Consider the following 26,618-nt stretch of genomic DNA (forward strand, 5'->3'; position numbering starts at 1 on the left):
GACCGTTGGCCGCATACTTTCTGCGCAGATTGCTGCTGATTATCCCGACCTTATGGGCGATCATCACGCTCAACTTCTTTATTGTGCAAATCGCGCCCGGCGGACCGGTCGACCAGGCGCTGGCAAATATTGAGTTTGGTCAGACAACTGGCCTGCCCGGCAGCGGCGCGGAGAGCGCCAGTTCACGCGCCAGCATCAGTCATATTAATCCTGCTGATAATCAGTACCGTGGCGCGCGCGGGCTGGATCCCGAAGTGATTGCGGAGATTAAAAAGCGTTACGGCTTCGATAAACCGCTATGGCAGCGCTACGGCGAGATGCTGTGGAACTACCTGCGTTTTGACTTTGGCGACAGCCTGTTTCGTAGCGCCTCGGTAATCGGGTTGATTAAGGAGAGCCTGCCGGTCTCGATCAGTCTGGGATTATGGAGCACGCTGATCATCTATCTGGTGTCGATTCCACTGGGGATCCGCAAAGCGGTGCGCAACGGCAGCGCCTTTGATGTCTGGAGCAGCGCGTTTATTATCATTGGCTACTCCATTCCGGCTTTTCTGTTCGGCATCATGCTGATCGTACTGTTTGCCGGTGGCAGCTACCTTGACTGGTTCCCGCTGCGCGGGCTCACCTCGGCGCAGCACGACACGCTGCCCTGGTATGGCAAAGTACTGGATTACTTCTGGCATATCGCCCTGCCGGTACTGGCAACGGTGATTGGCGGCTTTGCTACACTGACCATGCTGACGAAAAACGCCTTTCTGGATGAGATCCGCAAGCTCTATGTCGTCACCGCGCGCGCCAAAGGGGTGCCGGAACGCCGAATTCTTTATCACCATGTGTTTCGCAATGCGATGCTGCTGGTCATCGCCAGCTTCCCCGCTACGTTTATCAGCATGTTTTTTACCAGTTCGGTGCTGATCGAAGTGATGTTCTCGCTCAACGGACTCGGCCTGCTCGGCTATGACGCGACGCTGCAACGTGACTATCCGGTGATGTTTGGCACGCTCTATATTTTCACGCTGATCGGTTTGCTGATGAATATTCTCAGCGATCTGACTTATACGCTGGTCGATCCGCGCATCGATTTCGGGAGCCGCTCATGACGCGCTCTCCACTCATTCAACAGCGCTGGCAGCGCTTTCGCCATAACCGGCGCGGCTACTGGTCGCTGTGGATCTTTCTGGTTATTTTTCTGCTGTCACTCTGTGCCGAACTGATCGCCAATGACAAGCCACTGCTGGTGCATTATCAGCAGCGCTGGATGGTGCCGCTGCTGTTTGACTACAGCGAAACCGACTATGGCGGCGTACTGGCGACAGCGGCGGATTATCAGGATCCCTGGCTGCGGCAGCGCATCGCACAGAACGGCTGGGCCTTATGGGCTCCGGTTCACTTCAGCGACAGCACCATCAATTTTGCCACCGAGGTGCCGTTCCCCTCTCCGCCCTCGGCGCAGAACTGGCTCGGCACAGACGCCAACGGTGGCGACGTACTGGCACGGCTGCTCTATGGCACGCGCATCTCCCTGCTGTTCGGCGTGCTGCTGACACTTATCTCCAGCGTCATCGGAATTGTGGTTGGCGCGGTGCAGGGTTATTTCGGCGGCAGAATTGATCTGATTGGGCAGCGGATGATTGAAGTCTGGTCTGGTATGCCGTCGTTGTTTCTGCTGATCCTCCTTTCCAGCGTCATTCAGCCCGGTTTCTGGTGGCTGCTGCTGGTCACCGTCGCATTCGGCTGGATGAGCCTGGTAAGCGTGGTCCGGGCCGAGTTTTTGCGTACCCGAAACTTTGACTACATCCGCGCAGCACAGGCGCTGGGGGTCAGCGATGCCCGGATCATGCTGCGTCACATGCTGCCTAACGCGATGGTGGCTACCCTGACCTTTCTGCCATTTATTTTGTGCGGTTCGATCACCACGCTCACCTCCCTCGACTTTCTCGGTTTCGGTCTGCCGCTGGGTTCACCCTCGCTGGGTGAGTTGCTGCTGCAGGGCAAAAATAATCTGCAGGCACCCTGGCTGGGCCTGGCGGGCTTTTTCACCCTGGCGATCCTGCTTTCGCTGTTGATTTTTATTGGCGAAGCGGTGCGCGACGCCTTTGATCCGGGCAAAGGAGCCTGAATGACGACGCCACTGCTTGCCATCAATCATCTCTCGGTCGCCTTTCGTCAGGGCGAGCAGCTTCGTCAGGTCGTGGATGACGTTTCACTGCACATCGACGCGGGCGAAACGCTGGCACTGGTGGGCGAGTCGGGTTCCGGCAAAAGCGTCACGGCGCTGTCGGTAATGCGACTGCTGCATGAGGCAGCGGTGGTTTATCCCCGCGGAGAGATTCTGTTTAACGGTGAAGATCTGCTGCGTGCCCGCGAACAGCGTCTGCGTGCTATTCGTGGCAACCAGATTGCGATGATTTTTCAGGAGCCGATGGTATCGTTGAATCCGCTACACACCGTAGAGAAGCAGCTGTATGAAGTGCTGTCGCTGCATCGTGGGCTGCGTCGTCAGGCGGCACGCGGTGAGATTATCAGCGTGCTCGATCGGGTCGGTATCCGTCAGCCTGCCGCCCGGCTCAACGATTTCCCCCACCAGCTTTCCGGCGGGGAACGCCAGCGAGTGATGATCGCTATGGCGCTGCTGACCGAGCCGCAGTTGCTGATTGCCGATGAGCCCACCACTGCACTGGATGTGACGGTGCAGGCGCAGATTCTCGCGCTGCTGCGTGAACTGCAGCGGGAGCTGAATATGGGCATGCTGTTTATCACCCATAACCTGAATATCGTGCGTCAGCTGGCGGATAACGTCAGCGTGATGCGTCAGGGTCACATCGTGGAACAGAATCGCTGCCAGATTCTGCTGAACCAGCCGCAACATCCTTACAGCCAGCAGTTGCTGGCTGCCGAGCCGGAAGGAAAAGCGCTACCGCTCCCTGCAGATGCGCCTGTCATTCTTCGGGTCGGGCAGCTTCAGGTCAGTTTTGCGCAGCGGCGCGGACTGTTCCGGCGGCAGGCCAGTGAAAAGCAGGTACTGTCCGGACTAAGTTTCAGCCTGCGGCGTGGCGAAAGTCTGGGTCTGGTGGGCGAGTCCGGGTCGGGTAAAAGCACCACCGGCCTGGCGCTGTTGCGGCTGATTGCCTCACGTGGCGAAATCTGGTTTGACGGCCAGCCGCTGCATCAGCTGTCGCGCCGGCAACTTCTGCCACTGCGTCAGCGCATTCAGGTAGTGTTTCAGGACCCGAATTCTTCTCTCAATCCGCGTATGACGGTGCAGCAGATTATTGCTGAAGGTCTGGCGGTGCATCAGCCTGAACTCAACAGTGCGCAGCAGGCGCAGCGCGTGATTGCGGTGATGGAGGAAGTCGGGCTTGAAGCAGAAAGTCGCTATCGTTATCCGGCCGAATTCTCTGGCGGTCAGCGACAGCGGATTGCTATCGCGCGGGCACTGATTCTGGAGCCAGAGCTGCTGATACTGGATGAACCCACCTCATCGCTGGATCGCACGGTGCAGAAGCAGATTCTGACACTATTACGCCGCTTACAGCAGCAGCGTCAGCTCAGCTATCTGTTTATCAGTCACGACCTGGATGTGGTTCGCGCCCTGTGTCATCAGCTTATCGTGCTGCGTCAGGGGGAGGTGGTTGAACAGGGAGAGTGTGAAACGTTGTTTGCGTCACCGACAACTGTTTATACTCGCGAGCTGCTGCAGTCGGCGCAACTCAGCCTGCGATAAAGGTTTCCGCAATCGCCACGCCCTGATTTTTCAGGCAGCAGTTAGTGGCGCTTTCGTCGCGACGCTGAATAAACAGGCAGGGCTGCCCTTCACATTCGGCCACTTTGCAGTCGACCTGAATATCCGCCAGCACCTCTTTCAGCTGCTGCAGAATCTCCCATGCCGGAATGCCGTCATGGCTGATCAGTCGCAGCGCCACGAACTCCTGCTCATCCAGCGACGTGTCATCGGATTCAATGGCACTATGGTGATCGCTGGCCCAGCGAAAACGCTGTGGCAGACGATGCACAATTGAAAGTTGCAGCATAGGTTACTCTCCCGGATGAGTTTATGTCGCAACACCGACCTTCCCGGCTGAAAACGGGTTGATCCCCGCAGAGTCAGGACAGGGATGGCAGGCCCGTCTAGGCGGATTGCAGAAGCGCATTTTTGCGACTTACATCGCACTTCAGCCTATATGTACCGCGTTCACACGACGTTAACAATCATTTTAGCTGCATTGTGGTTACTTTTTTAACTAAAAGTTTTCACAATAAAGAAACAAAACCGGCGAGATGTGCATCACTGCGGATAAAGGCGGGAAAACCACTGCGCCCGATTAACGGGCCGCAGGGCGGGAACGTGAAGCGTAGAAAAAGAGCAGCAGAGAGATTGTTGCGCAGAGCGCGATAGTACCGACCATCGGCCAGGCGCTGTTAAAACTTACCAGCGACAGCAACGCCCCCACAAAAGCACCAACGCCAAAACGCAGCGTACCCGCCAGGGACGAGGCCGTACCCGCCATGTGGGGAAACTCATCCAGAATCACCGCCATCGCATTCGATGAGACCATCGACACGCAACCGATAAACAGCGCTATCCCCATCACCAGCGGCAGGAAGCCGAGGCTGAAGGCGCTGACAATCAGCAGCCAGATCCCCATGCAGAATTGTATCAGCAGGCCCAGACGGAACATCGCCACCGGACCAAAGCGGCGTACGGCGCGGCTGTTAATCAGCGTCAGCAGAAAAAGAAACACCACGTTGAGGCCAAAATAGTAGCCAAAGTTTTGCGGTGAGACGTGATTAAGCTCGATGTAGACAAAGGGACCGGCATTGAGAAAGGTAAAGAGTCCGGCAAAGGAGAAGCCGCTCGCCAGCATGTAACTGAACGCCCGCTTGTGGCGGAACAGCGTCACGAAATTACCCAGCGTAGTGCGCAGGTGAAACCGCTGTCGCTGCTCCGGCTTCAGGGTTTCGCGGATCTGCGTGGTCACCAACACGGTCGTCACCAGTGCCGCACCCGCGAGCGCCCAAAAGATAGCGTGCCAGCTCCAGAGCACCAGCAGCCAGCCGCCGATGATCGGCGCCAGCAGCGGCGCAATGGTGGTAATCAGCATCACAAAGGACATCATGCGGGAGAAGTCCTCTTTCGAGTAACTGTCACGCATCAAGGCATTGATCACCACACTGGCTGCGGCAGCCGACAGCCCGTGAAGGAAGCGCATCAGAATCAGCTGGTCGATACTCTGCGACAGCGCACAGGCCGCGGCGGCACAGGCAAAGATCAGAGTCCCGAGTGCAATCACTGGCTTGCGCCCATAGCTGTCTGCCAGTGGCCCATAAATAAGCTGGCCAATCGCGAAGCCAAGAATATAGAGGTTGAGCGACATCTGCACGCTACCGGCTGAAACGCCAAATTCTCTTGCTATCTGGGGCATCGCAGGCAGATACATGTCGATCGACAATGGCATCAGCATGGCTAACAAACCAAGGATAACCACCAGTCCTGTTGGTGAATTCTTTTCCTTACGCACACCCTCTCCTGCACGAATGAATCAGGTACGAGCCGCCTGGCCCGCCCGGTTATTTTGCCTTCAGCTCTTTTGGCAGACCGATGCTGGCGATCTCGTCTTCCGTCAGCGCCCGGTATTCGCCCGGTTCCAGATCGTCGTCCAGCGCAATGTCACCGATACGTTCGCGATGCAGCTCAATGACCCGGTTACCGACGGCGGCAAACATCCGTTTCACCTGGTGATAACGGCCTTCGCTCAGGGTCAGCCGCACGTCTGTGGGGGTAATCACCTCCAGCTGTGCCGGTTTCGTCAGGCTCTTCTCATTGTGGAGCTGCACGCCCGCGGTAAACTGCGCGGCCGTGTCGTCACCGAGCGGCGATTCCAGGGTGACGCGATAGGTTTTCTCGCAGTGATGACGTGGCGAAGTAATGCGGTGTGACCACTGGCCATCATCTGTCAGCAGCACCAGCCCGGTGGTGTCAATATCAAGACGCCCTGCCGCGTGCAGTTTGAATGACATTGGCTCTTCGATGAAATAGAGGATAGTCGGATGATCGGGATCGTCGGTTGAGCAGACGTAGCCCTGCGGTTTGTTCAGCATAAAGTAGCGTGGGCCGGTGAGCATCTGCAGCACGTTGCCGTCGTAGGCGACTTCGTGATCGGGCAGCAGTTTAAACGCGGTATCGCGCACCACTTCACCGTTGACGGTGACACGCTGGCCACGGATCTCGCGATGAGCGATAGCGCGGCTGATTTCCAGTTGCTGAGAGATGAATTTGTCGAGTCGCATGAATTCGTTTTGCCTGTTACTGCGGAGGGAATCTGAAACGGCCTGGTTAACCGTTGAAAATGTGCGGGAAGTATAACGTGATCCGCGCCAGCCTGACAGCGCGTTTACCGCCCTTTCATGGCATAATTACCACCAGTTTTATAAAAGTGAGCAACATGTCTTTTACCTTACGTCCCTATCAACAGGATGCGGTGAATGCCACCGTGGCGCATTTCCGTCGCCATCAGGAGCCTGCCGTCATTGTGCTGCCAACCGGTGCCGGAAAAAGTCTGGTGATTGCCGAGCTGGCACGGCTGGCGCGTGGCCGGGTGCTGGTGCTGGCGCACGTCAAAGAGCTGGTGGCGCAGAACCACAGTAAATATCAGGCCTACGGGCTGGAGGCGGATATCTTTGCCGCCGGACTGCAGCGCAAAGAGAGCCAGCGCAAAGTGGTGTTTGGCAGCGTACAGTCGGTGGCGCGCAACCTCGACCTGTTCGACAGCGCCTTCTCGCTGGTGATCGTCGACGAGTGTCACCGCATCGGCGATGACAAAGAGAGCCAGTATCAGCAGATCTTCAATCATCTGCGTCAGCACAATCCTCAGCTCCGTTTACTCGGCCTGACCGCCACGCCCTTCCGTCTGGGTAAAGGCTGGATTTATCAGTTCCACTATCACGGCATGGTGCGTGGCGACGAAAAGTCGCTGTTCCGCGACTGTATCTATGAACTGCCGCTGCGCTATATGATCAAGCATCAGTTTCTGGTGCCGCCGGAGCGGCTGGATATGCCAGTAGTGCAGTATGATTTCAGCCGCCTGACAGCACAGTCTAATGGCCTGTTCAGCGAAGCCGATCTGAATCGCGAACTGAAACAGCAGCAGCGCGTGACGCCCCATATCATCCGTCAGATTGTGGCGTTCGCCGAAGATCGGCTAGGGGTGATGATTTTCGCCTCAACGGTGGAACATGCGCGTGAAATTCTGCAGCTGCTGCCTGAAAACAGCGCGCTGGTCTCCGCTGAGACGCCCCCCCGAGAGCGTGATGCCCTGATTCTGGCGTTTAAAGCGCAGCAGCTGAAATTCCTGGTGAACGTGGCGGTGCTGACCACCGGGTTTGATGCCCCGCACGTGGATCTGATTGCGATCCTGCGCCCGACAGAGTCGGTCAGCCTCTATCAGCAGATCGTCGGCCGCGGGCTGCGGCTCTCGCCCGGTAAAACCGACTGTCTGATCCTCGATTACGCCGGTAATCCGCATGACCTCTTTACGCCCGAAGTCGGCGCGCCTAAAGGGGCCAGCGACAATCAGCCGGTTCAGGTTTTCTGTCCCGCCTGCGGTTTCGCCAATACCTTCTGGGGCAAGGCGACCGCTGATGGCATGGTGATTGAGCATTTTGGCCGACGCTGTCAGGGCGTGCTGGAAGATGATGAGGGTGAGCGCGAACAGTGTGATTTCCGCTTCCGCTTTAAAAGTTGCCCCGACTGCGGCGCAGAGAATGATATTGCCGCCCGGCGCTGTCATCAGTGCGACAAAATTCTGGTCGACCCGGACGATATGCTTAAAGCTGCCCTGAAACTGAAGGATGCGCTGGTGCTGCGCTGTGGCGGCATGACGCTGGAACAGGGCCGCGACGCCAAAGGTGAATGGCTGAAGGCAACCTATTTTGATGAGGAAGGTACCAGCGTCAGCGAACGGTTTCGTCTGCAGACACCCGCCCAGCGTAAGGCGTTTGAACAGCTCTTTATGCGCCCGCATCAGCGCGCGCCCGGCGTACCGCTGGGCTGGCAGACCGCCGCTGACGTGCTGGCGTTGCAGCCATTGCTGCGTCATCCTGACTTTGTCGTGGCGCGCGCCAAAGGCCAGTTCTGGCAAATCCGCGAGAAAATGTTCGATTATCAGGGTCGTTATCGCCGCGCCAATGAGCTGCGTTAATGGACGACACAGGCAATCCGGAACCCGGCGGGCGGGTATATCGTTTGCTACCACCCGGCATAACGGCTATACTGCCGCCCGCTTTTGCATGTGCATCAGCGGGATTGAATAACCTGCCTGTTACTGGGTCGCCTGTAGCAGGATTAAATAAAGAGAGATATTAATGCTCACTATCAATGCAGTAGAACGTAAAGAGCAGGGTAAGGGTGCGAGCCGCCGCCTGCGTACAGCAAACCGTTTCCCGGCCATTATCTACGGTGGTTCTGAAGCGGCTGTTGCCATCGACCTGGATCACGACTCCGTAATGAACCTGCAAGCTAAGCCAGGTTTCTACGACGAAGTGCTGACCCTGTCAGTTGACGGCAAAGAAACTAAAGTGAAAGTTCAGGCTGTTCAGCGTCACCCGTTCAAGCCAAAACTGTTCCACATCGACTTCGTTCGCGCTTAATCGCGAATTATGTTGAAAAGTAGAAGGGCCGGTTGAAAAACCGGCCCTTTTATTTTGTCGCTGCCAGGTGAAGATTATCGTTGCGGGCAGGAAATGAAAGCCGGGCTAAGCCCGGCTTTTTTATTTGCTGCTGGTACGGCGCTGAAGCTGATCGCGCAGATTAGGCGGTGTGCCCTTAATCGTCAGGGTGTCCGTGGCCGGATCCCAGAAAATGCGTTCGCCCAGCAACATCGCATCGAAATTCAGGGTCAGTCCCCCGCCGCTTCCGGCAAACTTTGTCAGCTGGCGCAGCGTGCTGCGATCCGCAGGAAAACTCTCTTCCAGCTCATAGCCCTGCTCCTGGGTAAAGGCCTGGAAGGTTTTTTCGCCCAGCGGAGGCAGTTCGCTCGACAGATCTTCCAGCGCAATCTCCTCGCCCGCCTGTAACTGCTCATTGCAGTAGCTGTAGACCTGCTGGCGATAGTTCTGCCGCTCCTGCTTATCCAGTTCCGATTCATTGCAGTAGTCATCGACCGCCTGCAACAGACCGCGGTTCTGCGCCTTAGTGTCTAATCCCACTTCGGCACCGAGGAAGTCCATAAAGAAGTCAGCGACCTTACGACCAACGCGGCCGCGCAGGAAAGTCAGGTAACGGGTCGATTCCGGGTTGGTTTCCCATTCGGTTAAGTCGATACGCGCCACGATGTCCGCATGATTAATATCGAGATAATGCGTGCTGCTGATATCCAGCTGCTCATTGACGCGCATGCTGGACTGGCTGTTCAGCACCGCAATCAGCAGGTACTCCACCGCCAGATAGCGATAGTGAATAAACAGCACCACGCCGCCTTCCGCAAACGGATATTTTGCCAGCTCGTCGCGCAGACGACCGGTCGCGGCACGGCTAAAAGCGAGAAAATCATCGTTGCCCTTACGGCAATTACGCAGCGCTTCTGCCAGTTCACTCTCAGTGTTGAACAGGCCATAGGCTTTGCTTTTTGCGCTATAAACCCGGTGTAACTCCTCCACCATCGCGTTGACCGTGTTGGTGGCAGGCAGCAGCGAATCGCGCAGCGCCAGTTCAAGCTGGTTTTCATCGCGTTTAATTAACTGATGCAGGGCAATCTGGTCGATATCCAGACTCATGGTAGACTCTCCTTTTAGCACAGGCGCGTATTCAAACACCGCCAGCATCGGCTTTCAACTCCATGCTGAAAGCGAACGCGGTGCTTTCGATAAAATTGCGGTAAAAAGTGCGCTCTTCCGGTAATATATCGCCTTTTGAAATGAGCTTAGACGACGATATGGCACAATCATCACGCTACAGTGACGAACGCGTGGAACAACTCCTCGCGGAAATGGCCCAAATCCTGCACAAGGACAAAGCCCCCACCGATCTCTCCCTGATGGTACTGGGAAATATGGTGACCAACTTAATTAACAGCGATGTCGCTCCGGCGCAACGTCGTTCACTGGCACGATCTTTCGCCGATGCCCTTCAGGCATCTGTGCGCGACGACAACGCCCATTAATTGGCTGATTTGACTTCATAATATGGTAACCAACCGGCAGCGCTACCGCGAAAAAGTCTCCCAGATGATCAGTTGGGGGCACTGGTTTGCTCTGTTTAATATCTTATTCGCGCTGATTTTAGGCAGTCGCTACCTGTTGGTCGCCGACTGGCCTTCTTCACTGGCGGGGCGTATCTACGCCTATACCAGCTGGGTTGGTCATTTCAGTTTTGTCGTGTTTGCCGCCTATCTGCTGATTATCTTCCCGCTGACCTTTGTAGTGATGTCGCAACGGCTGATGCGGGTGTTGTCCGCGGTGGTCGCTACCGCCGGGTTGACGCTGGTGATGGTCGACAGTGCGGTATTCAGCCGTTTCCACCTGCACCTGAATCCGATGGTGTGGGAGCTGGTCATTAACCCCGATCAGAGCGAGATGGCGCGCGACTGGCAGCTGATGTTTATCAGCGTGCCGCTGATTTTCCTGGTCGAGATGCTGTTTGCGACCTGGAGCTGGCAAAAGCTACGCAGCCTGAATCGCCGTTCATTTGGCAAGCCTGTCGCCGCCCTGTTTATCAGCGCCTTCTTTGCCAGCCACCTGATGTATATCTGGGCTGATGCCAACTTCTATCGCCCGATTACCATGCAGCGTGCCAATCTGCCCCTCTCCTATCCGATGACCGCCCGCCGCTTCCTGGAACGTCACGGCTTGCTCGATGCGCAGGAGTATCAGCGTCGGCTGATTCAGCAAGGCGACCCGGAAGCGGTGGCGGTGGAGTATCCGCTGAGCGATATTACGTTCCGTGATGCCGGCACGCGTAACAATCTGCTGGTGCTGACGGTTGATGGTCTGAACAACGCTACGCTGGCCAAAGCGCTACCGCAACTCAATCAGTTCGCCAGCGAAAACGTGCGTTTCACGCAGCACTACAGCGCGGGTGATACGCCGGAGAAAGGCTTATTTGGCCTGTTCTACGGTATCTCCTCCAGCTATATGAACGGAATTCTGGCCTCCCGGACGCCGTCTGCGCTGCTGGGTGCATTGAGTACCCAGGGTTATCAGTTTGGCCTGTTCTCCTCCGAAGGCTTTAATCCGCCGCTCTACCGGCAGGCACTACTGACCGATTATTCACTGCCTGCGACCAACAGTCAGCCCAACGCCAGCACGGTGGCGCAATGGCAGAACTGGCTGGAGAAACAGAACGGTTCACAGGCACCCTGGTTCTCATGGATTGCCCTGAACGGCCCTGATGTGACCGGCGACAGTGCTAAAGCCCGTCAGCGCAGCTACCTGCGTCAGGCTCCGGCTGTTGATGAACAGATTCAGGCGGTACTTAACAGCCTGCAGGCGCGTGATTTACTGAAGAACACCGTCGTGGTGATCACCGCGCAGCGTGGTCTGGCGCTGGACGGCAATCCTGACAGTGCCGGAAACCGCCAGACATTGCAGGTGCCGTTAGTGATTCACTGGCCTGATACCCCCGCGCAGACTGTTGATCGCCTTTCTGATCATCAGGATGTGATGGCGACGCTGATGCAGCGCCTGCTGCATGTGCGCACCAATCCGGTGAATTACTCGCAGGGTGAAGATCTGTTTGCAGCGCGTCGTCGCCATGACTGGGTCGCCAGCAGTGAAGAGAATAAACTGGTCATTACCACGCCGCAGGTGACGCTGGTACTCAACAACAACGGCAGCTATCGCGCTTATGATGCGCAGGGCAACGCGCTGAAAGATCACAAGCCAGAACTGGCGCTGCTGTTGCAGGTACTCACCGAGGAGAAGCGGTTTATCGCTAACTGATTAATTATCAGGCAAATAGTTTGCAGGTATCTTGCATTAATGGTGATAACCAGTAGACTAATCCTCCAGAGTTCGGCACGTAGCGCAGCCTGGTAGCGCACGGTCATGGGGTGTCCGGGGTCGGAGGTTCAAATCCTCTCGTGCCGACCAAATTCCCCGAAAAGCAGCCCAAAAGGCTGCTTTTTGCGTTTCTGTCATCAGACCTTCACTTTCCTCGCACCTTCCGCAATCCGATCTATACTTAAAAGCATGTGGGTAACAAGAGGAGAGTTCATGACATTCATCGAAAAAGACGATCCAACAGAAGCACCCGAGTCTGGCGATAAGCAACCTTCTCCGCCAGACGAAAAGTAACCCACGAGGCCGCGTCTGACGCGGCTTTTCTCTGTCACGACTTCCCATGGCTTAACATTCAGATTAATCCCGAACGGGGTTAGCATTCTTCATGAAATCATCAGGTTATCGCTTGCAAAAAAGCCTGACCCGCTTCACAAAAGTAGTCGCCCGCTGCGCTTTTTCATCAAACTGAAACAAAAATGTCACAGAAAATAACTACCCTGAACTTCCCAGAAATTGACGGATAATTTTTATGGCGATCAAAGCGAAAAGCCTGAAAGATGCAGAAGCGTTACTTCATTCAGGCATTAGCAAAGTGGAACTGGCGTATGACATTGGCAGCGACGATTTCTTTCGTCTGGCGAGCCACTGGTGCAACCGGGGTGCACGCATCAGCAGGGGTCACCACCATTTCGTTGTTTCTCTCAAGAGTTTTGCCATTCCTCCCAACGACTGATTGCGGCGGGCTGCTTGCCCAGAACCATCGCGCCTGATTAAATGCCTTTTTAGGTTCTGATGATGGTTTCGCATGCGCTATCCCGACCTGCCGCTGCCGCCTGTTGCAGGCGGCTTTATCCTTTCCTGTCATCTTAACCACAGCGATCCTTTGCTGGCGGTGAGTCACTTTGACCCACAAAAATATCATGACGCGCTGGCTGTCGAATGGCGTATTCCGCTGCCTGCCCGACTGCAGCAGGCGGTCAATAAAAGACGTGCGGAATATCTCGCCAGCCGATTACTTGCCCGGTCAGTAATGGCAGAACTGGGCATTGATGATTTCATTCTGACCAACGCGCCTGACCGATCTCCCTGCTGGCCCGCTGGCATTCAGGCCTCACTGTCTCACAGTAGTGGTGTCGTCGTGGTGGCGGCTACGCGTCAGCCCTGCGCTATCGGGGTCGACGTCGAGCAGCTCATGTCGGAGACCACCGCGCAGGAAACGGCCGGCCTGCTGATGAATGAGCAGGAACAGCAGCTGTTGCAGACACTGCCCGTCTCCTTCAGTGCGGCCGCTACCCTGCTCTTCTCGCTCAAAGAGAGCGTATATAAAGCACTATGGCCACAACTGCATCAGCCGATGGACTTTCTGGATGCGGCACTGGTGTCCGTAGATTTCGCGCAGCAAAGTGCCACGCTGCGCCTGACTCAGCACTTCGGCGAGCGTTTTGTGAGGGGTACGTTACTGGAAGCGGACTTTATGTGGCAGGAAAATCAGGTGATCACCCTGGTCTCGCATCGGCTTTAAAAAAACCGGCTAAACAAGGGTATTTAGCCGGGGTAAACACAGACGAAAGAAGACGTTTCAGGATGGCAGAAACTGACGTTTCTGATGATTGCTAAAGTAGCCTGTCTGACGCGCAGCACGCCAGTGCGCTTTTCTGCTAAGTTTTGCCAGTTGCCGTCAAAGTCCGGTGTCGGTGCGCTTTACCGAGTCGAGTGTGGCGAGATCGCGCTCATTACCGGTCAGCTCCGTTAACTGACCTTCGCGCATCTCCAGCAGCCGATCGGCATGAATGAAGTAGTGATCGTCATGACTGATGGCAAACACCGTTTTACCCGCCTGCTGCAACCACGGCAGCAGCTCACGATAAAAGATGCGGCGAAAATGGGGATCCTGATCTGCCGCCCATTCATCCAGTAACAGCACATCGCGCTCTTCCGCCACCGCCAGCAGCAGTGCCAGTCGTTTACTCTGCCCTTTAGATAGCCGCAGGTTCAGCACTTTGTTGCCTTCAATCTTCAGTTTGTCCTGCATCTTCAGCCGCTCCAGCCACTGCTGCACCAGCGCCGGATTGGCTGCCACGCCTTCCCGCCCGATCAACCGGTCAAACAGATGCAGGTCGGTGAAGACCGCCGAAAACTGACTGCGCCACACATCCAGCTCCTCTGCCGTGATCGCTTTACCATCCAGCAGCAGCGTGCCGGACTGCGGCTGATACAGCCCGGTCAGCAACATCGCCAGCGTCGATTTACCGCTGCCGTTGCCGCCAATCAGGAACACCAGTTCCCCCCGGCGCAACGTCAGGTTAATCGGCCCGACCTGAAAACCGTTATCACCATAATGGAAAGAGACGTCGCGCAGCTCCAGTGTCTGCCAGTCAGAGACGGGAGATGGCGCGTGAAACCCGGGCTGATAGGGGGCGAGGTCAAAGGCGTTGAGCTTACGGAATGCGACCTGGGCACTGAGCAACGTCGGTAACGCACCCACCGCCGAGAGCAGCGGCGTGCGTAAGAACAGCAGCGTCAGGGAAAAGGTAGCGGCGACGGCGGTATTAGCCCAGCCCAGGCTATTGGCCATAAAAAAGACCATGCCGATAGCGCCTAACGTCATGATATTCGACCAGTTAACCGCACTGAGATGGTATGTATCTGCGCGTACAATATGGTGACGCCAGGCACGGGCATCCTCCTGATACACGGTGTCATAGACCTGCTGTGCACGGGAGCGGTTAAGCTGCAGCTCTTTGCGCCCTTCAATCACCGTCTGGTAATCGCGATAAAGGTTGTCTTCGATTTCCCGCAGCTTTGCCATGTGCTGGTAGACGCGTGAAACCAGCATCCAGCCGCCCACCAGCGTGACACCCAGCCAGAGACTGGTCACCAGCAACATTTTCGGGGACAGCCAGGCGAGATAAAGTGCCGAGCCAAGCGTAATGATGACGCCCTGAAACAGCTCCGGCAGGCGCACAAAGGCCAGCGTAATCGCCCGCACATCGCTGGTCAGTCCTGCCAGCAACTGCGCGCTGCCAAGTTGCTCGATACGTTCAACCCGGGAATCGAGGATACGCTTAATAAATTCGCCGCGCAGTCGCCAGACAAACTGATGGCCGAGCATCGTCAGCGCCAGCTGCGAGGCCAGCGTCACCGCCATCAGCACCACCAGCTGCAACAGAAACTGCGGCAACACCGCAAAAGAGGTGTTAATGGCGACAATCATTTCGCGGTTGATAAAGGCGATCATGCCGATACCCAGCACGGCGCTTAACAACGTCAGCGCAATCACCCCGATAAAAGGCCAGCGGAACTGGCGAAAAACAACGCTTAACAACGTCATGCAGGCAATCCATCAGCTAAAAATAGCCTGCAGTGTAATGGGATGCCAAATGATAGCAATAGTTATTCTCACCACGCCGTGACCGGCGTGACGGGTCAAAAGGCGCGGCGAAACGTCAGGTTATAACGCCAGGGACCGGCCAGCGGATGAACGCCTGGCTTCAGCGGCAGAATGCCGTGGTAGCGCAGGCGCGACGGCCCGCCCCATACCACAATATCACCGTGTTCCAGCAGCACACGCTGAGTTGTGTCACCACGCTCGAAGCCGCCAAACTGGAAAACCGCAGGCAAGCCCAGCGACACCGAAACGATAGGCTGGCGCAAATCTTTCTCATCTTTATCCTGATGCAGTGTCAGCTTCGCGCCCGGTTCATAGCGATTAAGCAGGCAGGCATCCGGATTAAAATCAGCAAATCCTGCCTCTGATGCTGCCTGCTGTGCCAGAGTACGAAACAGCGGCGGCATTGGTGGCCATTTACGTCCGTTGAGGTTGTCCTGCTGCTGATAATTGTAGCCACGTGAATCCACCGACCAGCCAAAATCGCCGCAATTGGTCATCGCCACCGACATGCGATGACCGCCGGGCGTAATGCGATGGGCAAACGGGTTCTGTTCCGCAATTGTCAGGATCTGTTGATAAAGCGCTTCTGCATCTTCGCGCGCGCGACGCCGCAGGATCATGGCACCTTCAGCCAGCGGCTCCTGCCAGGGGTGCTCTTCACTAAAAAGATCTAACATCAGGGTTCTCCGGATTTTTCGGGGATCAGGAAAGCAGCAAACTGCGGCGACATCCAGCTGACAAATTTATCGCCCTGCTTACTGATCAGATAGATCGCCAGATGCTCTTTTATCGCCAGCGCTTTGGCTTTTTCGGTACCGAGTACCATCAATCCGGTATCCCAGCCGTCGGCTTCCAGTGCCGTAGTGGCGATCACCGTGGCGGAAACCAGTTTATGCTCAATGGGCCGTCCGGTAACGGGATCGATCACATGAGAAATGCGCTTGCCATCCAGTTCATAATAGTTGCGATAGCTGCCGGATGTGCTGATACCGTGTCCCTGCAGATCAACGCGCGCCTGAACCGCATTTTCGCGATCGGTCGGTTTCTGAATCGCTACGCGCCACGGCTGCTGCTGCGCATTCAGACCACGACTCAGCACCGCGCCCCCGACCGACACCAGATAGTTGTTGATGCCGAGTTGCTCCATCAGGCGCGCCAGATGATCGGTTGCGAAGCCCTCGCCCACTGTTGAGAGATCGACATAAAGGTCAGGCAGATCTTTCTGCAGCCACTGCGCGTCTGCACCCTGCACCACCCGCAGATGCTGCAACCCGGTCTGCGCCCGGGCGGTGGCGATCTGTGCAGCATCCGGCGTATGAGCTGGCTGTCTGGTCGGGCCAAAACCCCATAAGTTAACCAGTGGCCCGACAGTAATATCCATCGCCCCGCCGGTTTTACGGCCAATTCGCAGTGAGGTGGTGACAATATCCGCCATGTTTTCACTTACTGCCCACGGTGACAGATCCCGGCTCTGATTGAAGCGTGATAACACGGAATCGGCTTTCCAGGTTGAGAGTTCAGCATCGTCCGCATCCAGCTGCCGCTGGATGCGCTGCTGCAGCTCCGCTTTACGTTCGATCTCCACACCCGCCAGGCTCACACGCCAGACGGTTCCCATCGTTTTTCCTTCCAGTACCAGTGCGGTTGTTGCTGCTGGCTTATCGCAGGCTGCTAACATCAGTACTAACGTCACTATAAACAGCAGATTAATCTGAGAACGCATCCTTCCTCGCATGTAACACTTTATTAGTCTCTGCTACAAAGCATAAACTTCGGGTAAATTAGCTTAAATAGCGTTGAATATTTTTCTGAATCACGAGAACATTCACTGGTCATCTATCCTGACCCCGCCTCCCGACAGGCGATAAACATTATTTCAAAGTAAGGAGCTACAGATGATTTATGCGATTCTCGTTATGGCCCTGGGCCTGTTTATTTACGGAAGTTATAAAGTGGTCGAACAGCGTCGTCATCGTCATATGACACCTTCACGGCCGCGCCATTAACAAGCCTGACTGCACCTGATTGGGGCAATGCCTCTCTGATGCGTGCGGCAAGTGTATCAAAACGGGCGCGCCGTCTGTGGCTGTGAGAGCGGTAAAGCTGGCATGAATTCTGCACTGTTGAAACAGTGTTTATCTCTGAGAGGTGCAGAATGAAAAATTCACAGAAGTGGCCGTCGGCATGGCATCACTGGCTGAGCTTTTCAGCCTTTACGCTGGCAGGTGTCGCATTTGAAGGTGCGCGATTCGGCAGTGTTGTGTCGTCGGTAACGACAGCACCGGAACCCACGAAGTGGCAAAAGGCTGAAGCGCTCAGCCCGGAAGGCGATGCAGGAGCGCAGCGGTAACTGCGCTCCCTGACAACTCAGAACGTTTAGAACTGGTAAACCAGACCCAGTGCCACCACGTCGTCGGTATTGATACCGGCTGCGTCGGTGAACGCGTTGTCGTCCAGCAGGTTGATCTGGTAATCAACATAGGTAGACATGTTTTTGTTGAAGTAGTAGGTCGCGCCAACATCGATATATTTTTTCAGATTCTGTTTGCCCCAGTTCTGAACATCGGTGCCGCGTGAGGTGACATAGGCCAGGGATGGACGCAGGCCGAAGTCGAACTGATACTGTGCAACCAGTTCCCAGTTATCCGCTTTATCCGCATAGCCGTAAGCTGAAGAGGCGTCACTGCTGTCACCAAAGCGGGTCGCATTGTAAGCACGCGAGTACATCGCGGCCAGATAGACATTGTTTGCGTCATATTTCAGACCGCCCGTGTACACTTCCGCTTTATCGCCGCGGCCAAGAATACCTGATGTCGCGCTGTTCTGATCGTTGGTACGGTCAGACTGGAAAGCCGCGGCACCAATGCCAAAGCCCTGACCCAGATCATACGTGGTGCTCAGACCCCAGCCGTCGCCATTCTGACCCAGTACGTCACGGCCATTTGCAGATTCGGTGTTGTTGCCATTCTTGCCCTGATACTGCACGGCGAAGTTCCAGCCATCCACCAGACCAAAGAAGTTATTATTGCGGTAGGTCGCCATGCCGTTGCCACGCTGATACATAAAGTTATCTGCGCCATAGGTATCGCCACCAAACTCGGGCAGCACGTCGGTCCATGCGCCGATATCGTAAGCTACGCCGTAGTTACGACCGTAGTCGAACGAGCCCGCATCCCCAAATTTTACCCCGGCAAAGCCGACACGCGTGAAACTATCAGCAGTGCCTTCAGACTCGGCGTTGTTCAGCGCAGCCTGATATTCCCACTGACCGTAACCGGTCAGTTGATCGCTGATTTCGGTTTCGCCTTTGAAGCCGAAGCGCACGTAGGATTGGTCGCCGTCAGAGCTGTCGTTGTCAGAGAAGTAGTGCAGACCGTCAACTTTACCGAAGAGGTCTAATTTGTTGCCGTCTTTGTTATAGATTTCAGCTGCGTTTGCTGATCCTGCTGCAACCAGCAATGCAGGGATCACCAGGGAGAGAACGCGACGTTTCATTTTATTACCCTCTGTTATGTGCCTTTATTATTTGCCACTGCGAACTGAATGATTAAAAATTCAGCCGGCAGGCCATTGTTGTTATATAACGGGCAATAATCCACCAGGAAAATGCTACTAAATTTCCAAAACTGTTTCATAGATCGAAACAGTTATTTCTTAATGTAAATATCGGGGAACTAATAACCAGCACAGATCGATAAAAATCAGCGCACGAATCGTTAATCTCAATTCGTATTGTTTGTTATCAACAGGTTGCATCAGAGCTTTATGAAGCACTGAATGATAAAACTTTTACGGCATCTGGTAATAGAATAGTCCCCGCTATCATCATTTATTCCATTATTACCTTCATTCTCCCCGAATGAGATGTACAACTTATTATTTCCCGCCGGACACGTTGTCCGGCATTTTTTTGCCTGAAATTTGCCGTTCCGTTATATCTGCGTAAACTTTCTTAAGCTGATTAAATTAACTCTGCCCCAGTTCCGCACAGAGTGCTAAATTTCGCACGCTTTGCGCCCTGAATGATGAAATATCCGCCATGTTAATTTATCACCGTAATTAAGCAGGCGGAGAGTGGGGATGGTGCTGATTTTCAGCGCTCGCGCAGCGATTCTTTGACTTTATTCAGCGGCTTAATCAGATAGTCCATGACCGATTTCTGACCGGTTTTAATCTCCACGTTAGCCACCATACCCGGCACAATCGGAAATTTTCGTCCGGCACGGTTGGTCAGCTCTGCTTTCTGAGTACGAACGTAAACACGATAGTAATATTGATCGCGTTTTACCTCATCCTGCAGGGTATCGGGCGATACCGTTTCAACTTCGCCGGGCAGATCACCATAGATAGAAGAGTCATAGGCGGTCACTTTTACGGTGGCGGCCAGACCGGGGCGGATGTACGCGATATCACGTGGATTGATACGCGTCTCAATCAGCAGCTGATCCTCCAGCGGCACGATCTCCATCAGTTTACCGCCCGGCTCCAGTACGCCTCCGACCGTGGTGACCTGAATATCTTTGACGATGCCGCGTACCGGCGAGTAGAGCGTGGCACGCGTCAGCTGATCTTCTTTGCCCGCAGCAACCTGCAGTTGTGCATCCAGTTCGGCATTGTTTTTCACCTGCTCTTCATGGGCGCGCACCAGATAGTCGTTACGCGCCTCATCAATTTTACCGCGCAGATCGCTGACCTGACGGCGCAAACGAATCACCTCGACCTGCCCTGCCGCACCCTTAGCCACCAGCGGTTCCGTCAGCCGCAGTTCATCCTGTACCAGTCTCAGCGACTGCTGCAGGTTACTGATGGTTTCGGTGAGATTACGACGACGCGACTCGTAGAGCTGCCGTTCGCGCGTGACCAGGTTCGGCTCCTTCAGGGTTTCGGCGCTGAACGTAAGCGGCGTGCCTGACAACTCCGCCTCAAGCCTTTCGGATGAGGCACGCAGCGTGCGCACTTTGGCCTGTGCTTCGCCGAAGTTGGACTGGAAGCGCGTCGGATCGAGCGTCGCCAGCACCTGCCCTTTCTCAACAATATCGCCCTCATGCACATTCAGCTGTTTGACGATGCCGCCGTCCAGGCTGTCGATCACCTGCGCGCGGCTGGAAGGTGTTACCTTGCCGATGCCGACGGTCACCTCATCCAGAATGGCGAAGTGCGCCCAGATGAGAAAAATTGCCAGTGCGGCGGTGCAGAGCCAGATAATCGCCGATGTCCGGCGCTCATGACGGGCAAGATCTTTATCAACAATAACCAGACTCATGCAGCATCTCCTTTCCCTGGCGTCGCTGGCGTCGTCGCACGGCGCAGGATCTCGTCACGCGCACCATCGGCCACAATCCGGCCGTTATCCATCACCACAATACGGTCGACCATCTTCAGCAGCGCCGGCCGGTGCGTCACCAGCACCAGCGTCCGGCCACTGATCCAGCCCTGTAGCTGACGGATCACATGCTCCTCCAGCTGTTCATCCATGGCCGCAGTCGGCTCATCCAGCAGGACGACCTGCGGCTGCCGCAGGATCATACGACTCAGCATCACCATCTGACGCTGCCCGCCTGACAGTCCGCGTCCGCCTTCATTAATAATGCGATCCAGACTGGCGGCATCCTGCTGGACCAGCGACAGTGCGCCGCTGATGCGCAGCGCCTGCAGCATCTCCTGTTCGCTGGCGTGGGGATTACCCAGCATCAGGTTCTGCCGCAGCGTGCCAAAGAAGAGACGGGAGTCATGCGACAGCCAGCCGAGCTGACGGCGTAAATCGACAGGATCGATACGCTCAATATCGACGCCATCGACAATCACCTTGCCCTGAGTGGCCTGCGCCTGACCGGCCAGGATCTTCAGCAGCGTCGACTTCCCTGCCCCGACTTTACCCAGAATGGCAATCTTCTCGCCGGGCTTGATCTGCAGCTGCTGCACGTTGAGCACATTCTTTTCATTCTCTTCGTCATAGCTGTAATGGACATTGCGCAGATCGTACTGGCCGGTAAGCGTCGGACAGTGCGCCAGCGTAGCGGCTTCAGGCTGATCGAGCGGCTTTTTCAGCAGCTCATCCAGCCCTTTCATCGCCATTTTGGCGTGCTGCCAGCGTGAGAAAACCATCGTCAGCTGCATTAACGGGGCGATGGTACGGGATGAGAGCAGGCTACAGGCGACCAGCGTACCGGTGGTGATTTGAGAATCGAGCACCAGATAGACACCAAACACCAGCATTCCGGCATAGGTGAGCTGCTGCACGGTTGACGCCCAGCCGGTAAGACGCGCGCCCCATAACCGCTGCTGATTGCTGATTGAAGCGCTGACTTCGTGGGTCTGTTCCCATTGACGCTGAAAATAGGGTTCCGCCTGTAGCGCCTTGATATCCTCAATCCCCTCGATGGTCTCCACCAGCACCGCATTGCGCAGCGCGCCCTCGCGCAGCCCCTCTTTGGCCAGCTTCGCCATCGGAATCTGCACCAGCAGGCCGGGAATGACGATCAGCGGGATCGCCGCCAGCGGGATTAGCACCAGCCAGCCCCCCACAAATGACATGATAAACAGGAACAGGATGACAAACGGCAGATCGGCTGCTGCACCCACCGTGGTTGAGGTTAGCAACTCGCGCACCTGGTCGATCTCACGCAGCTGCGAGATAAAGGAGCCGGTCGATTTTGGCCGCGCCTCATTTCGGATACTCATCGCCCGGGCAAACAGCATGGCCGAGACTTTGAGGTCGATGCGTTTACCCATCAGGTCTGATACCTGGGTGCGCATCAGCCGGATCACATACTCAATGGCCGCGGCGATCAGCACCCCGACAAACAGCACCCACAGCGTGGATTGCGACTGCGCCGGAATCACCCGATCGTAGACCTGCATCGAAAAAAGAATACCGGCCAGCGCCATCACGTTGCTGATCACTGAGGCCAGCGAGATCTCGGTAATACGGCGCCCCATGCCGCGAAAGTTTTTCCAGAACCAGTGCGGCTCATAGGGCTGAACGAATTCGTCGATACGCGCATCCCGGCCACGCGCCGCTACGCCTATCACCCCGACATCGCCCTGAGCACGTGCCAGCAGTTCCGATAAGGCGCTTTCACGCACCACATCGCCGCCTTCACTGAGCCAGTAGCGCGCGCTGCCGTCGGCATCAATGCTCTCCAGCACCGCCACGCTGGCATTTTCCAGCACCAGCACTACCGGGGTGATCTCCTGACGCCAGCGCAGTTTGTTCTGCGGCACCATGGTCAGATGCAATCCCAGCAGCCCGGAGAGCCGCTCCAGCTGCTGGGACACCGGCAGATGTTCAAACCAGCGCATCTGCTGACGCAGGGTTTTGCCATCGGCAGGTTTACCGAATCGCGCGGCGACGCGCAGCATGGCGGCAATCCAGTTATCGGTATTCAGGGTTGATGTACTCATTATTAATGCCTTATCGCTATTGCAGCGAAGGAAGGAGATCGCCGCTGCTTTGCTGGCGATCGATACCCATGATATCGAGCAGATTGTCTACCGCGGCGGCATAGCGCACGGTGGCATCCCAGCCGTCATAAAGCGCGGTGATACGTGAGCTGTCAGCCTGAAACACATCCTGTTCCACGCTCAGCAGATCGTTCAGGCTGCGCTTGCTCAGGCGATATTCATCGGCGTAGACATTTCGGGTATGGTCGGCGCTGGCCAGCTGCACTTCCCCGGCAGCCTGCCGTTGCTGCGCGCCAATCATGTCGGCATAGGCGGTGGAGGCATTCTGATTAATGGTGAGTTTGGCCTGCTGAACTGCGGCCTGCGCCGCTTCACGATCGCCCTCCGCTGACGCGGTTCTGGCATTGACCATGCCGCCCTGATAAAGCGGCGCTTCCACCTGCAGCTGCACTTCATCATCCCAGTAAGACGCACGATCGTTTTCATAGCGGGTCCGGCCCGCCTGCACTTTAATCGTCGGCCAGTGACCGGACTCTGCCTGGCGCACCCGTTCACGGGCGGCTTCCTGTTTCGACTGCGCGCTGCGCACCGCCGCGCTGCTTTCATAGGCGATTTTGTCGAGGGTGATCTGCTGCTTAAGCAGCGCCTGTGGCAGTTCCGGCAGCGTGGCGGGAACCACGCCGGTCAGCACAGTCAGCTGCGCGGTGGCGGAACGGTGCTGGGCACGATATTGCTCAAGCGTGGCCTGCATTGCGGCGATGCGGGTTTCCGCCTGCAAAACATCTGACTGCGAGTTGAGTCCGGCATCGGCGCGCAGTTTTGCAATATCCCGTACCCGCTGCAGCGAGGCGATATTGGTCTGCGCCGTTTCAGACAGCGCCTGATAGCGTTTGACTTCAAGGTAGGCCTGCAGCGTATCTTCCGCCACGGTAGTCATCGAATCAAACAAGCCAAAACGATAGGCATCTGACAGCGCATGCTGTTCATCGATGGCGCTGCCGGTGCGGCCAAAATCGTAAAGCAGTTGACTGAGTGTGATACCGCCGGAGCCATTATTGTTCAGACTGCCAGCGGAGTCGGTCTGGTGAGAGCGTCCCGCGGCACCCTGCAGTGAGATCTGCGGATACCAGGCGCTGCGGGCGGCATCCATATCCCCCTTGCCGACGTGGATCTGTGCCGCCGCTTCCGAGATTTTCGGATTGCGGGCGAAGGCCCGGAGAATGGCGTCGCGCAGCGTTAAGCTGGCAATCTGTTCTTCGGTCGGCGCAGCACGCCAGTTAAATTCGGCTTTAGGTAACGGTGCGGCAAAGGCCGCGTGCACTGCCACGCCACTCAGGGCGCACAACAAAAAAGTTAATCGCGCTTTGTTCATCATCAATACCAGCAGGGGTTCTTATCATCATGGTGTTTTTCCTGGTGAACAAAGCGAGCTAAAAGGAGTATGTCTCAGAGCCAGACCGCGTTATTGCTTTATTTTTTTTATGGTTCGTTAGCGGGACGCCAAACGACATTTAACATTATTAGATCATATCCCGCGCTTATTCCTGCTAAAAATAGATGAAATCATTAATATTTCTCCTGAACGGACGAAAAACAACCATCAGACAAGTCCATGCCAATCCAGACAGGCTTAACAAACCTGTCCGGAAGGCAGTGCTTTTACTAATGTGTCGGCGTCAGACTATCGGCTGTGCTGCAGGATGCTGCAGCAGATGGTCGGCAAGGGTATAAGGAACATCGGAGAAGAGATGGCTCTCCTGCGGAACAGCAGAAGCCGTGGAGGTGTGCGCCACGTACGCGGTCTCTGCCTGCTGAGTCAGAGTGACGGTTTCAAGCAAATTATCCACCGTCTGGTCCGCCATCAGGCTGGCCGTTTCGGTATGCGATGCCACCTGCACCGTCTGACTGGCCGTGGCCAGATTACCGGCGCTGTCTTTGCCGCTGACCGTCATCTGGTACTCACCATTATCCAGCGGTGCCAGCTGTCCGGCCAGAATAGTCAGCGCCCAGCCACCATCCGCTTTTACGCTGGCGCTGTAGTGCTGATCGCCCAGCGTTAATTCTACCAGGCTGCCCGGTTGCAGATGGCTGGAGCTACCCTGGATCAGATGCCAGCTGTTGACATCGGCAGCATCAATTTTATTGTCACCAAAAGCCGTATCCAGGGTCAGCGTCGGGCGCTGATGCACGGCTACGGTAAAGAGTTTATCGCTGGTCTGGGTGTCGCTGTTGCCATATTCATCCCAGCGGTGAAAGATGGCGGCGACCGGGCCATCCGGCAGTGCCAGCAGCTCGCTGGAGGTCAGTGTTACCATACCTTTGGCATCAGGCTGGTAGGTTTTACCGTTGATCTCCAGGGTGTTGGCACCTTCAACGTAGAAGCTCAGATCGTGCTGCGCCTCCTGATAGTTAAGCGTCATGTCACCGCCGATATCCATTTCGGTGTAGATCGGAATAAAACCGGTGTGGATATTCAGCTCATGCGTGACGTCAAGGTAGTTTTTGGCCCCGTCGATCGACCAGGCACGAATTTCTCCAACGTTGATAAAAGCGGGCACATCCGCTGCCGGGATTACCACCTGCCAGTGTCCATCTTCGCCTATTGTGGCGGCATAATCTTTCTGGTTGGCACCGGTGATCACCAGCCGGTGACCCGGCATCACGGTAGAGAGCGTGCCGCTCAGCAGCAGATCCTGCTGGGTTTCCGCCAGATTAATGACGTCGTCCGACGTGACCTTATCAAAGGTGATGATGGGCACGCTACTCAGGTGAGTAATCAACGTCAGATCGTGATATTCGGTCGCGGTTTTTCCATTGGGATCGGTCGCCGTGACTTTCAGACTGTAGACGCCATCCGCCAGCGCTTTCATATCACTTTCCTGGAAAGAGCCATACCACTTGCCATCACGTCCCATGACGGCGGTGGTCGTTTGCGTGCCCAACGTTAATTTCAGCACCGACCCCACCGGCAGGTGCGTTGCGCTACCGCTGATTTCAACGCCGTAAATGCTCTCAGCAATATTTACCGCGTTGTCGCCACTGATCGTGTCCACTGTCAGTGTCGGTTTGATGGTGCGGTCAACATAGAGACCAAAATCGACGTCGGTTGTGGTGCTGTGGCCCGCTTTATCGGTAAGGGTCAGCGTCAGCGAGTGATTGCCATCCGGCACACCTTTTAGCGCCTCAGCCGGCATGGAAGCGTTCCAGTAGCCCCACTTGTTAACGGTGCTGTGCCAGCTCTGGTCGTTGAACGTCAGTGTGACCGTTGAGCCTGCTTCGCCTTCCGCCCGGCCGCGCAGATGTACCGGTTTTTGCGCCTCCCAGCCGGCAATAACACCATCCATAGCAAGAGGTTCATAGGGGCGTAGCGCAACAGGAGGGGGACTCTCAACCGCGCTGACAGCCAGGGCACTGTAGTTGAGCGGGCTGCTATGCGGTGACTCCGCAGAGAAAGGGGTAACAGGCAGAGAGAGACTCTGCGTTGTGACTGGCGCAATGGCGGGCAGCGCGCTGTCGGCGACGGCAAAGTCGCTCACCGCCGTCTGGAAAATGGATTCGAACCGGACGGAACGAAGCGTATCGCGTGTTGACATAGGTAACCTCAGTTCAGAACAGAAATGCAGACCAAAGGGCCCGGATAAACCGGACGTTAAGACTGTCGATAGGTAGTGGGTCAGCTGACGCTGCCCGTTTTCGCTGGTCGGAACTGATTACCCGCAGGTAACAGGGATGATGAAAGAGGACGCTGATAAAAGCGACAAATGGAGCCAGAATGCTGATTTACGGCGTAACGCCGTTTGCTGCGCTTACCCTAATCTTTCATTCTGCT

23 protein-coding genes and 1 tRNA gene are annotated in these 26,618 nt (G+C 55.9%); 12 read left to right on the plus strand and 12 right to left on the minus strand.

Annotation, left to right across the window (positions count from 1 at the left end):
* Positions 1–5: 5 nt before the first annotated feature.
* From NIM72_RS06020 to yejF, 3 genes are read left to right on the plus strand one after another with little or no spacing between them, the layout of a single operon-like run.
* A complete protein-coding gene (locus tag NIM72_RS06020; protein ID WP_253419354.1) occupies positions 6–1,100 on the plus strand; it encodes a microcin C ABC transporter permease YejB in 1,095 nt (364 codons plus the stop codon).
* Positions 1,097–2,119: an ABC transporter permease gene (locus NIM72_RS06025; RefSeq protein ID WP_253419357.1), complete on the plus strand. Its 1,023-nt coding sequence runs from the start codon at positions 1,097–1,099 to the stop codon at positions 2,117–2,119. The genes NIM72_RS06020 and NIM72_RS06025 overlap by 4 nt, the downstream gene beginning before the upstream one ends.
* Complete coding sequence (yejF, locus tag NIM72_RS06030) at positions 2,120–3,724, plus strand: microcin C ABC transporter ATP-binding protein YejF (protein ID WP_253419360.1); 1,605 nt, start codon at positions 2,120–2,122, stop codon at positions 3,722–3,724. It abuts the gene before it with no gap.
* On the opposite strand, the gene NIM72_RS06035 is transcribed toward yejF, so the two are convergent.
* The 3 genes from NIM72_RS06035 to rsuA form a co-directional block, all read right to left on the minus strand.
* Positions 3,711–4,031, minus strand: a complete 321-nt coding sequence (locus NIM72_RS06035) for a hypothetical protein (protein ID WP_253419363.1) — start codon at positions 4,029–4,031, stop codon at positions 3,711–3,713. The genes yejF and NIM72_RS06035 overlap by 14 nt on opposite strands.
* A gap of 291 nt (positions 4,032–4,322) precedes the next feature.
* Positions 4,323–5,519, minus strand: coding sequence for a Bcr/CflA family multidrug efflux MFS transporter (locus tag NIM72_RS06040; protein WP_161732183.1), 1,197 nt, complete (start codon positions 5,517–5,519; stop codon positions 4,323–4,325).
* Between the two features lie 49 nt (positions 5,520–5,568).
* Positions 5,569–6,288, minus strand: coding sequence for a 16S rRNA pseudouridine(516) synthase RsuA (rsuA, locus tag NIM72_RS06045; protein ID WP_161732182.1), 720 nt, complete (start codon positions 6,286–6,288; stop codon positions 5,569–5,571).
* A gap of 155 nt (positions 6,289–6,443) precedes the next feature.
* Between rsuA and NIM72_RS06050 the strand changes: the two genes are divergently transcribed.
* The gene (locus NIM72_RS06050) at positions 6,444–8,198 is read left to right on the plus strand and encodes a DEAD/DEAH box helicase (protein ID WP_253419366.1); all 1,755 of its coding nucleotides are present in this window, start codon (positions 6,444–6,446) and stop codon (positions 8,196–8,198) included.
* A gap of 163 nt (positions 8,199–8,361) precedes the next feature.
* Entirely contained in the window at positions 8,362–8,646 is a 285-nt protein-coding gene (rplY, locus tag NIM72_RS06055) for a 50S ribosomal protein L25 (RefSeq protein ID WP_013358540.1), read from the plus strand.
* A 120-nt stretch (positions 8,647–8,766) separates the two neighbouring features.
* On the opposite strand, the gene yejK is transcribed toward rplY, so the two are convergent.
* Positions 8,767–9,771 (minus strand): nucleoid-associated protein YejK, encoded by a 1,005-nt coding sequence (gene yejK / locus NIM72_RS06060; RefSeq protein WP_161732180.1) that lies wholly within the window; start codon positions 9,769–9,771, stop codon positions 8,767–8,769.
* 158 nt (positions 9,772–9,929) lie between these two features.
* On the opposite strand from yejK, the gene NIM72_RS06065 reads away from it, so the two are divergent.
* The 5 genes from NIM72_RS06065 to NIM72_RS06090 all read left to right on the plus strand — a co-directional run bounded on the left by NIM72_RS06065 (position 9,930) and on the right by NIM72_RS06090 (position 13,516).
* Positions 9,930–10,157 (plus strand): YejL family protein, encoded by a 228-nt coding sequence (locus tag NIM72_RS06065; protein ID WP_010248348.1) that lies wholly within the window; start codon positions 9,930–9,932, stop codon positions 10,155–10,157.
* 22 nt (positions 10,158–10,179) lie between these two features.
* Positions 10,180–11,934, plus strand: coding sequence for an LPS biosynthesis-modulating metalloenzyme YejM (gene yejM / locus NIM72_RS06070; RefSeq protein ID WP_253419369.1), 1,755 nt, complete (start codon positions 10,180–10,182; stop codon positions 11,932–11,934).
* A 73-nt stretch (positions 11,935–12,007) separates the two neighbouring features.
* Positions 12,008–12,084 (plus strand) — tRNA-Pro (locus NIM72_RS06075).
* 439 nt (positions 12,085–12,523) lie between these two features.
* Positions 12,524–12,727, plus strand: a complete 204-nt coding sequence (locus NIM72_RS06085) for a hypothetical protein (RefSeq protein WP_161732178.1) — start codon at positions 12,524–12,526, stop codon at positions 12,725–12,727.
* 72 nt (positions 12,728–12,799) lie between these two features.
* Positions 12,800–13,516, plus strand: a complete 717-nt coding sequence (locus NIM72_RS06090) for a 4'-phosphopantetheinyl transferase (protein ID WP_253419372.1) — start codon at positions 12,800–12,802, stop codon at positions 13,514–13,516.
* 156 nt (positions 13,517–13,672) lie between these two features.
* Here the strand turns inward: NIM72_RS06090 and NIM72_RS06095 are convergent, their stop codons facing one another.
* The 3 genes from NIM72_RS06095 to apbE form a co-directional block, all read right to left on the minus strand.
* Positions 13,673–15,325, minus strand: a complete 1,653-nt coding sequence (locus tag NIM72_RS06095; RefSeq protein WP_161732176.1) for a multidrug ABC transporter permease/ATP-binding protein — start codon at positions 15,323–15,325, stop codon at positions 13,673–13,675.
* Between the two features lie 95 nt (positions 15,326–15,420).
* The gene (alkB, locus tag NIM72_RS06100; RefSeq protein WP_222925202.1) at positions 15,421–16,062 is read right to left on the minus strand and encodes a DNA oxidative demethylase AlkB; all 642 of its coding nucleotides are present in this window, start codon (positions 16,060–16,062) and stop codon (positions 15,421–15,423) included.
* Entirely contained in the window at positions 16,062–17,108 is a 1,047-nt protein-coding gene (gene apbE / locus NIM72_RS06105; RefSeq protein ID WP_253419375.1) for an FAD:protein FMN transferase ApbE, read from the minus strand. Before apbE ends, alkB begins: the two co-directional genes overlap by 1 nt.
* A 172-nt stretch (positions 17,109–17,280) precedes the next feature.
* On the opposite strand from apbE, the gene NIM72_RS06110 reads away from it, so the two are divergent.
* Both NIM72_RS06110 and NIM72_RS06115 read left to right on the plus strand, forming a co-directional pair.
* The gene (locus tag NIM72_RS06110) at positions 17,281–17,391 is read left to right on the plus strand and encodes a response regulator (protein WP_202604857.1); all 111 of its coding nucleotides are present in this window, start codon (positions 17,281–17,283) and stop codon (positions 17,389–17,391) included.
* Positions 17,392–17,540: 149 nt separating this feature from the next.
* Entirely contained in the window at positions 17,541–17,735 is a 195-nt protein-coding gene (locus NIM72_RS06115; RefSeq protein WP_150010500.1) for a hypothetical protein, read from the plus strand.
* Between the two features lie 26 nt (positions 17,736–17,761).
* Here the strand turns inward: NIM72_RS06115 and ompC are convergent, their stop codons facing one another.
* From ompC to NIM72_RS06140, 5 genes are all read right to left on the minus strand, one after another.
* On the minus strand, positions 17,762–18,880 hold the full coding sequence (gene ompC / locus NIM72_RS06120; protein WP_161732173.1) for a porin OmpC: 1,119 nt from the start codon (positions 18,878–18,880) through the stop codon (positions 17,762–17,764).
* A 598-nt stretch (positions 18,881–19,478) separates the two neighbouring features.
* A complete protein-coding gene (locus NIM72_RS06125; RefSeq protein WP_161732172.1) occupies positions 19,479–20,648 on the minus strand; it encodes an HlyD family efflux transporter periplasmic adaptor subunit in 1,170 nt (389 codons plus the stop codon).
* Positions 20,645–22,789, minus strand: coding sequence for a type I secretion system permease/ATPase (locus NIM72_RS06130; RefSeq protein ID WP_253419378.1), 2,145 nt, complete (start codon positions 22,787–22,789; stop codon positions 20,645–20,647). The genes NIM72_RS06125 and NIM72_RS06130 overlap by 4 nt, the downstream gene beginning before the upstream one ends.
* Before the next feature lie 16 nt (positions 22,790–22,805).
* A complete protein-coding gene (locus NIM72_RS06135) occupies positions 22,806–24,161 on the minus strand; it encodes a TolC family outer membrane protein (protein WP_253422001.1) in 1,356 nt (451 codons plus the stop codon).
* A gap of 304 nt (positions 24,162–24,465) precedes the next feature.
* The gene (locus NIM72_RS06140; RefSeq protein WP_253419381.1) at positions 24,466–26,382 is read right to left on the minus strand and encodes an Ig-like domain-containing protein; all 1,917 of its coding nucleotides are present in this window, start codon (positions 26,380–26,382) and stop codon (positions 24,466–24,468) included.
* Positions 26,383–26,618 lie beyond the last annotated feature (236 nt).

The sequence above is a fragment of the Pantoea sp. B550 genome, assembly GCF_024158165.1.
In the GTDB taxonomy this organism is placed as follows: Bacteria; Pseudomonadota; Gammaproteobacteria; order Enterobacterales; family Enterobacteriaceae; genus Pantoea; species Pantoea alfalfae.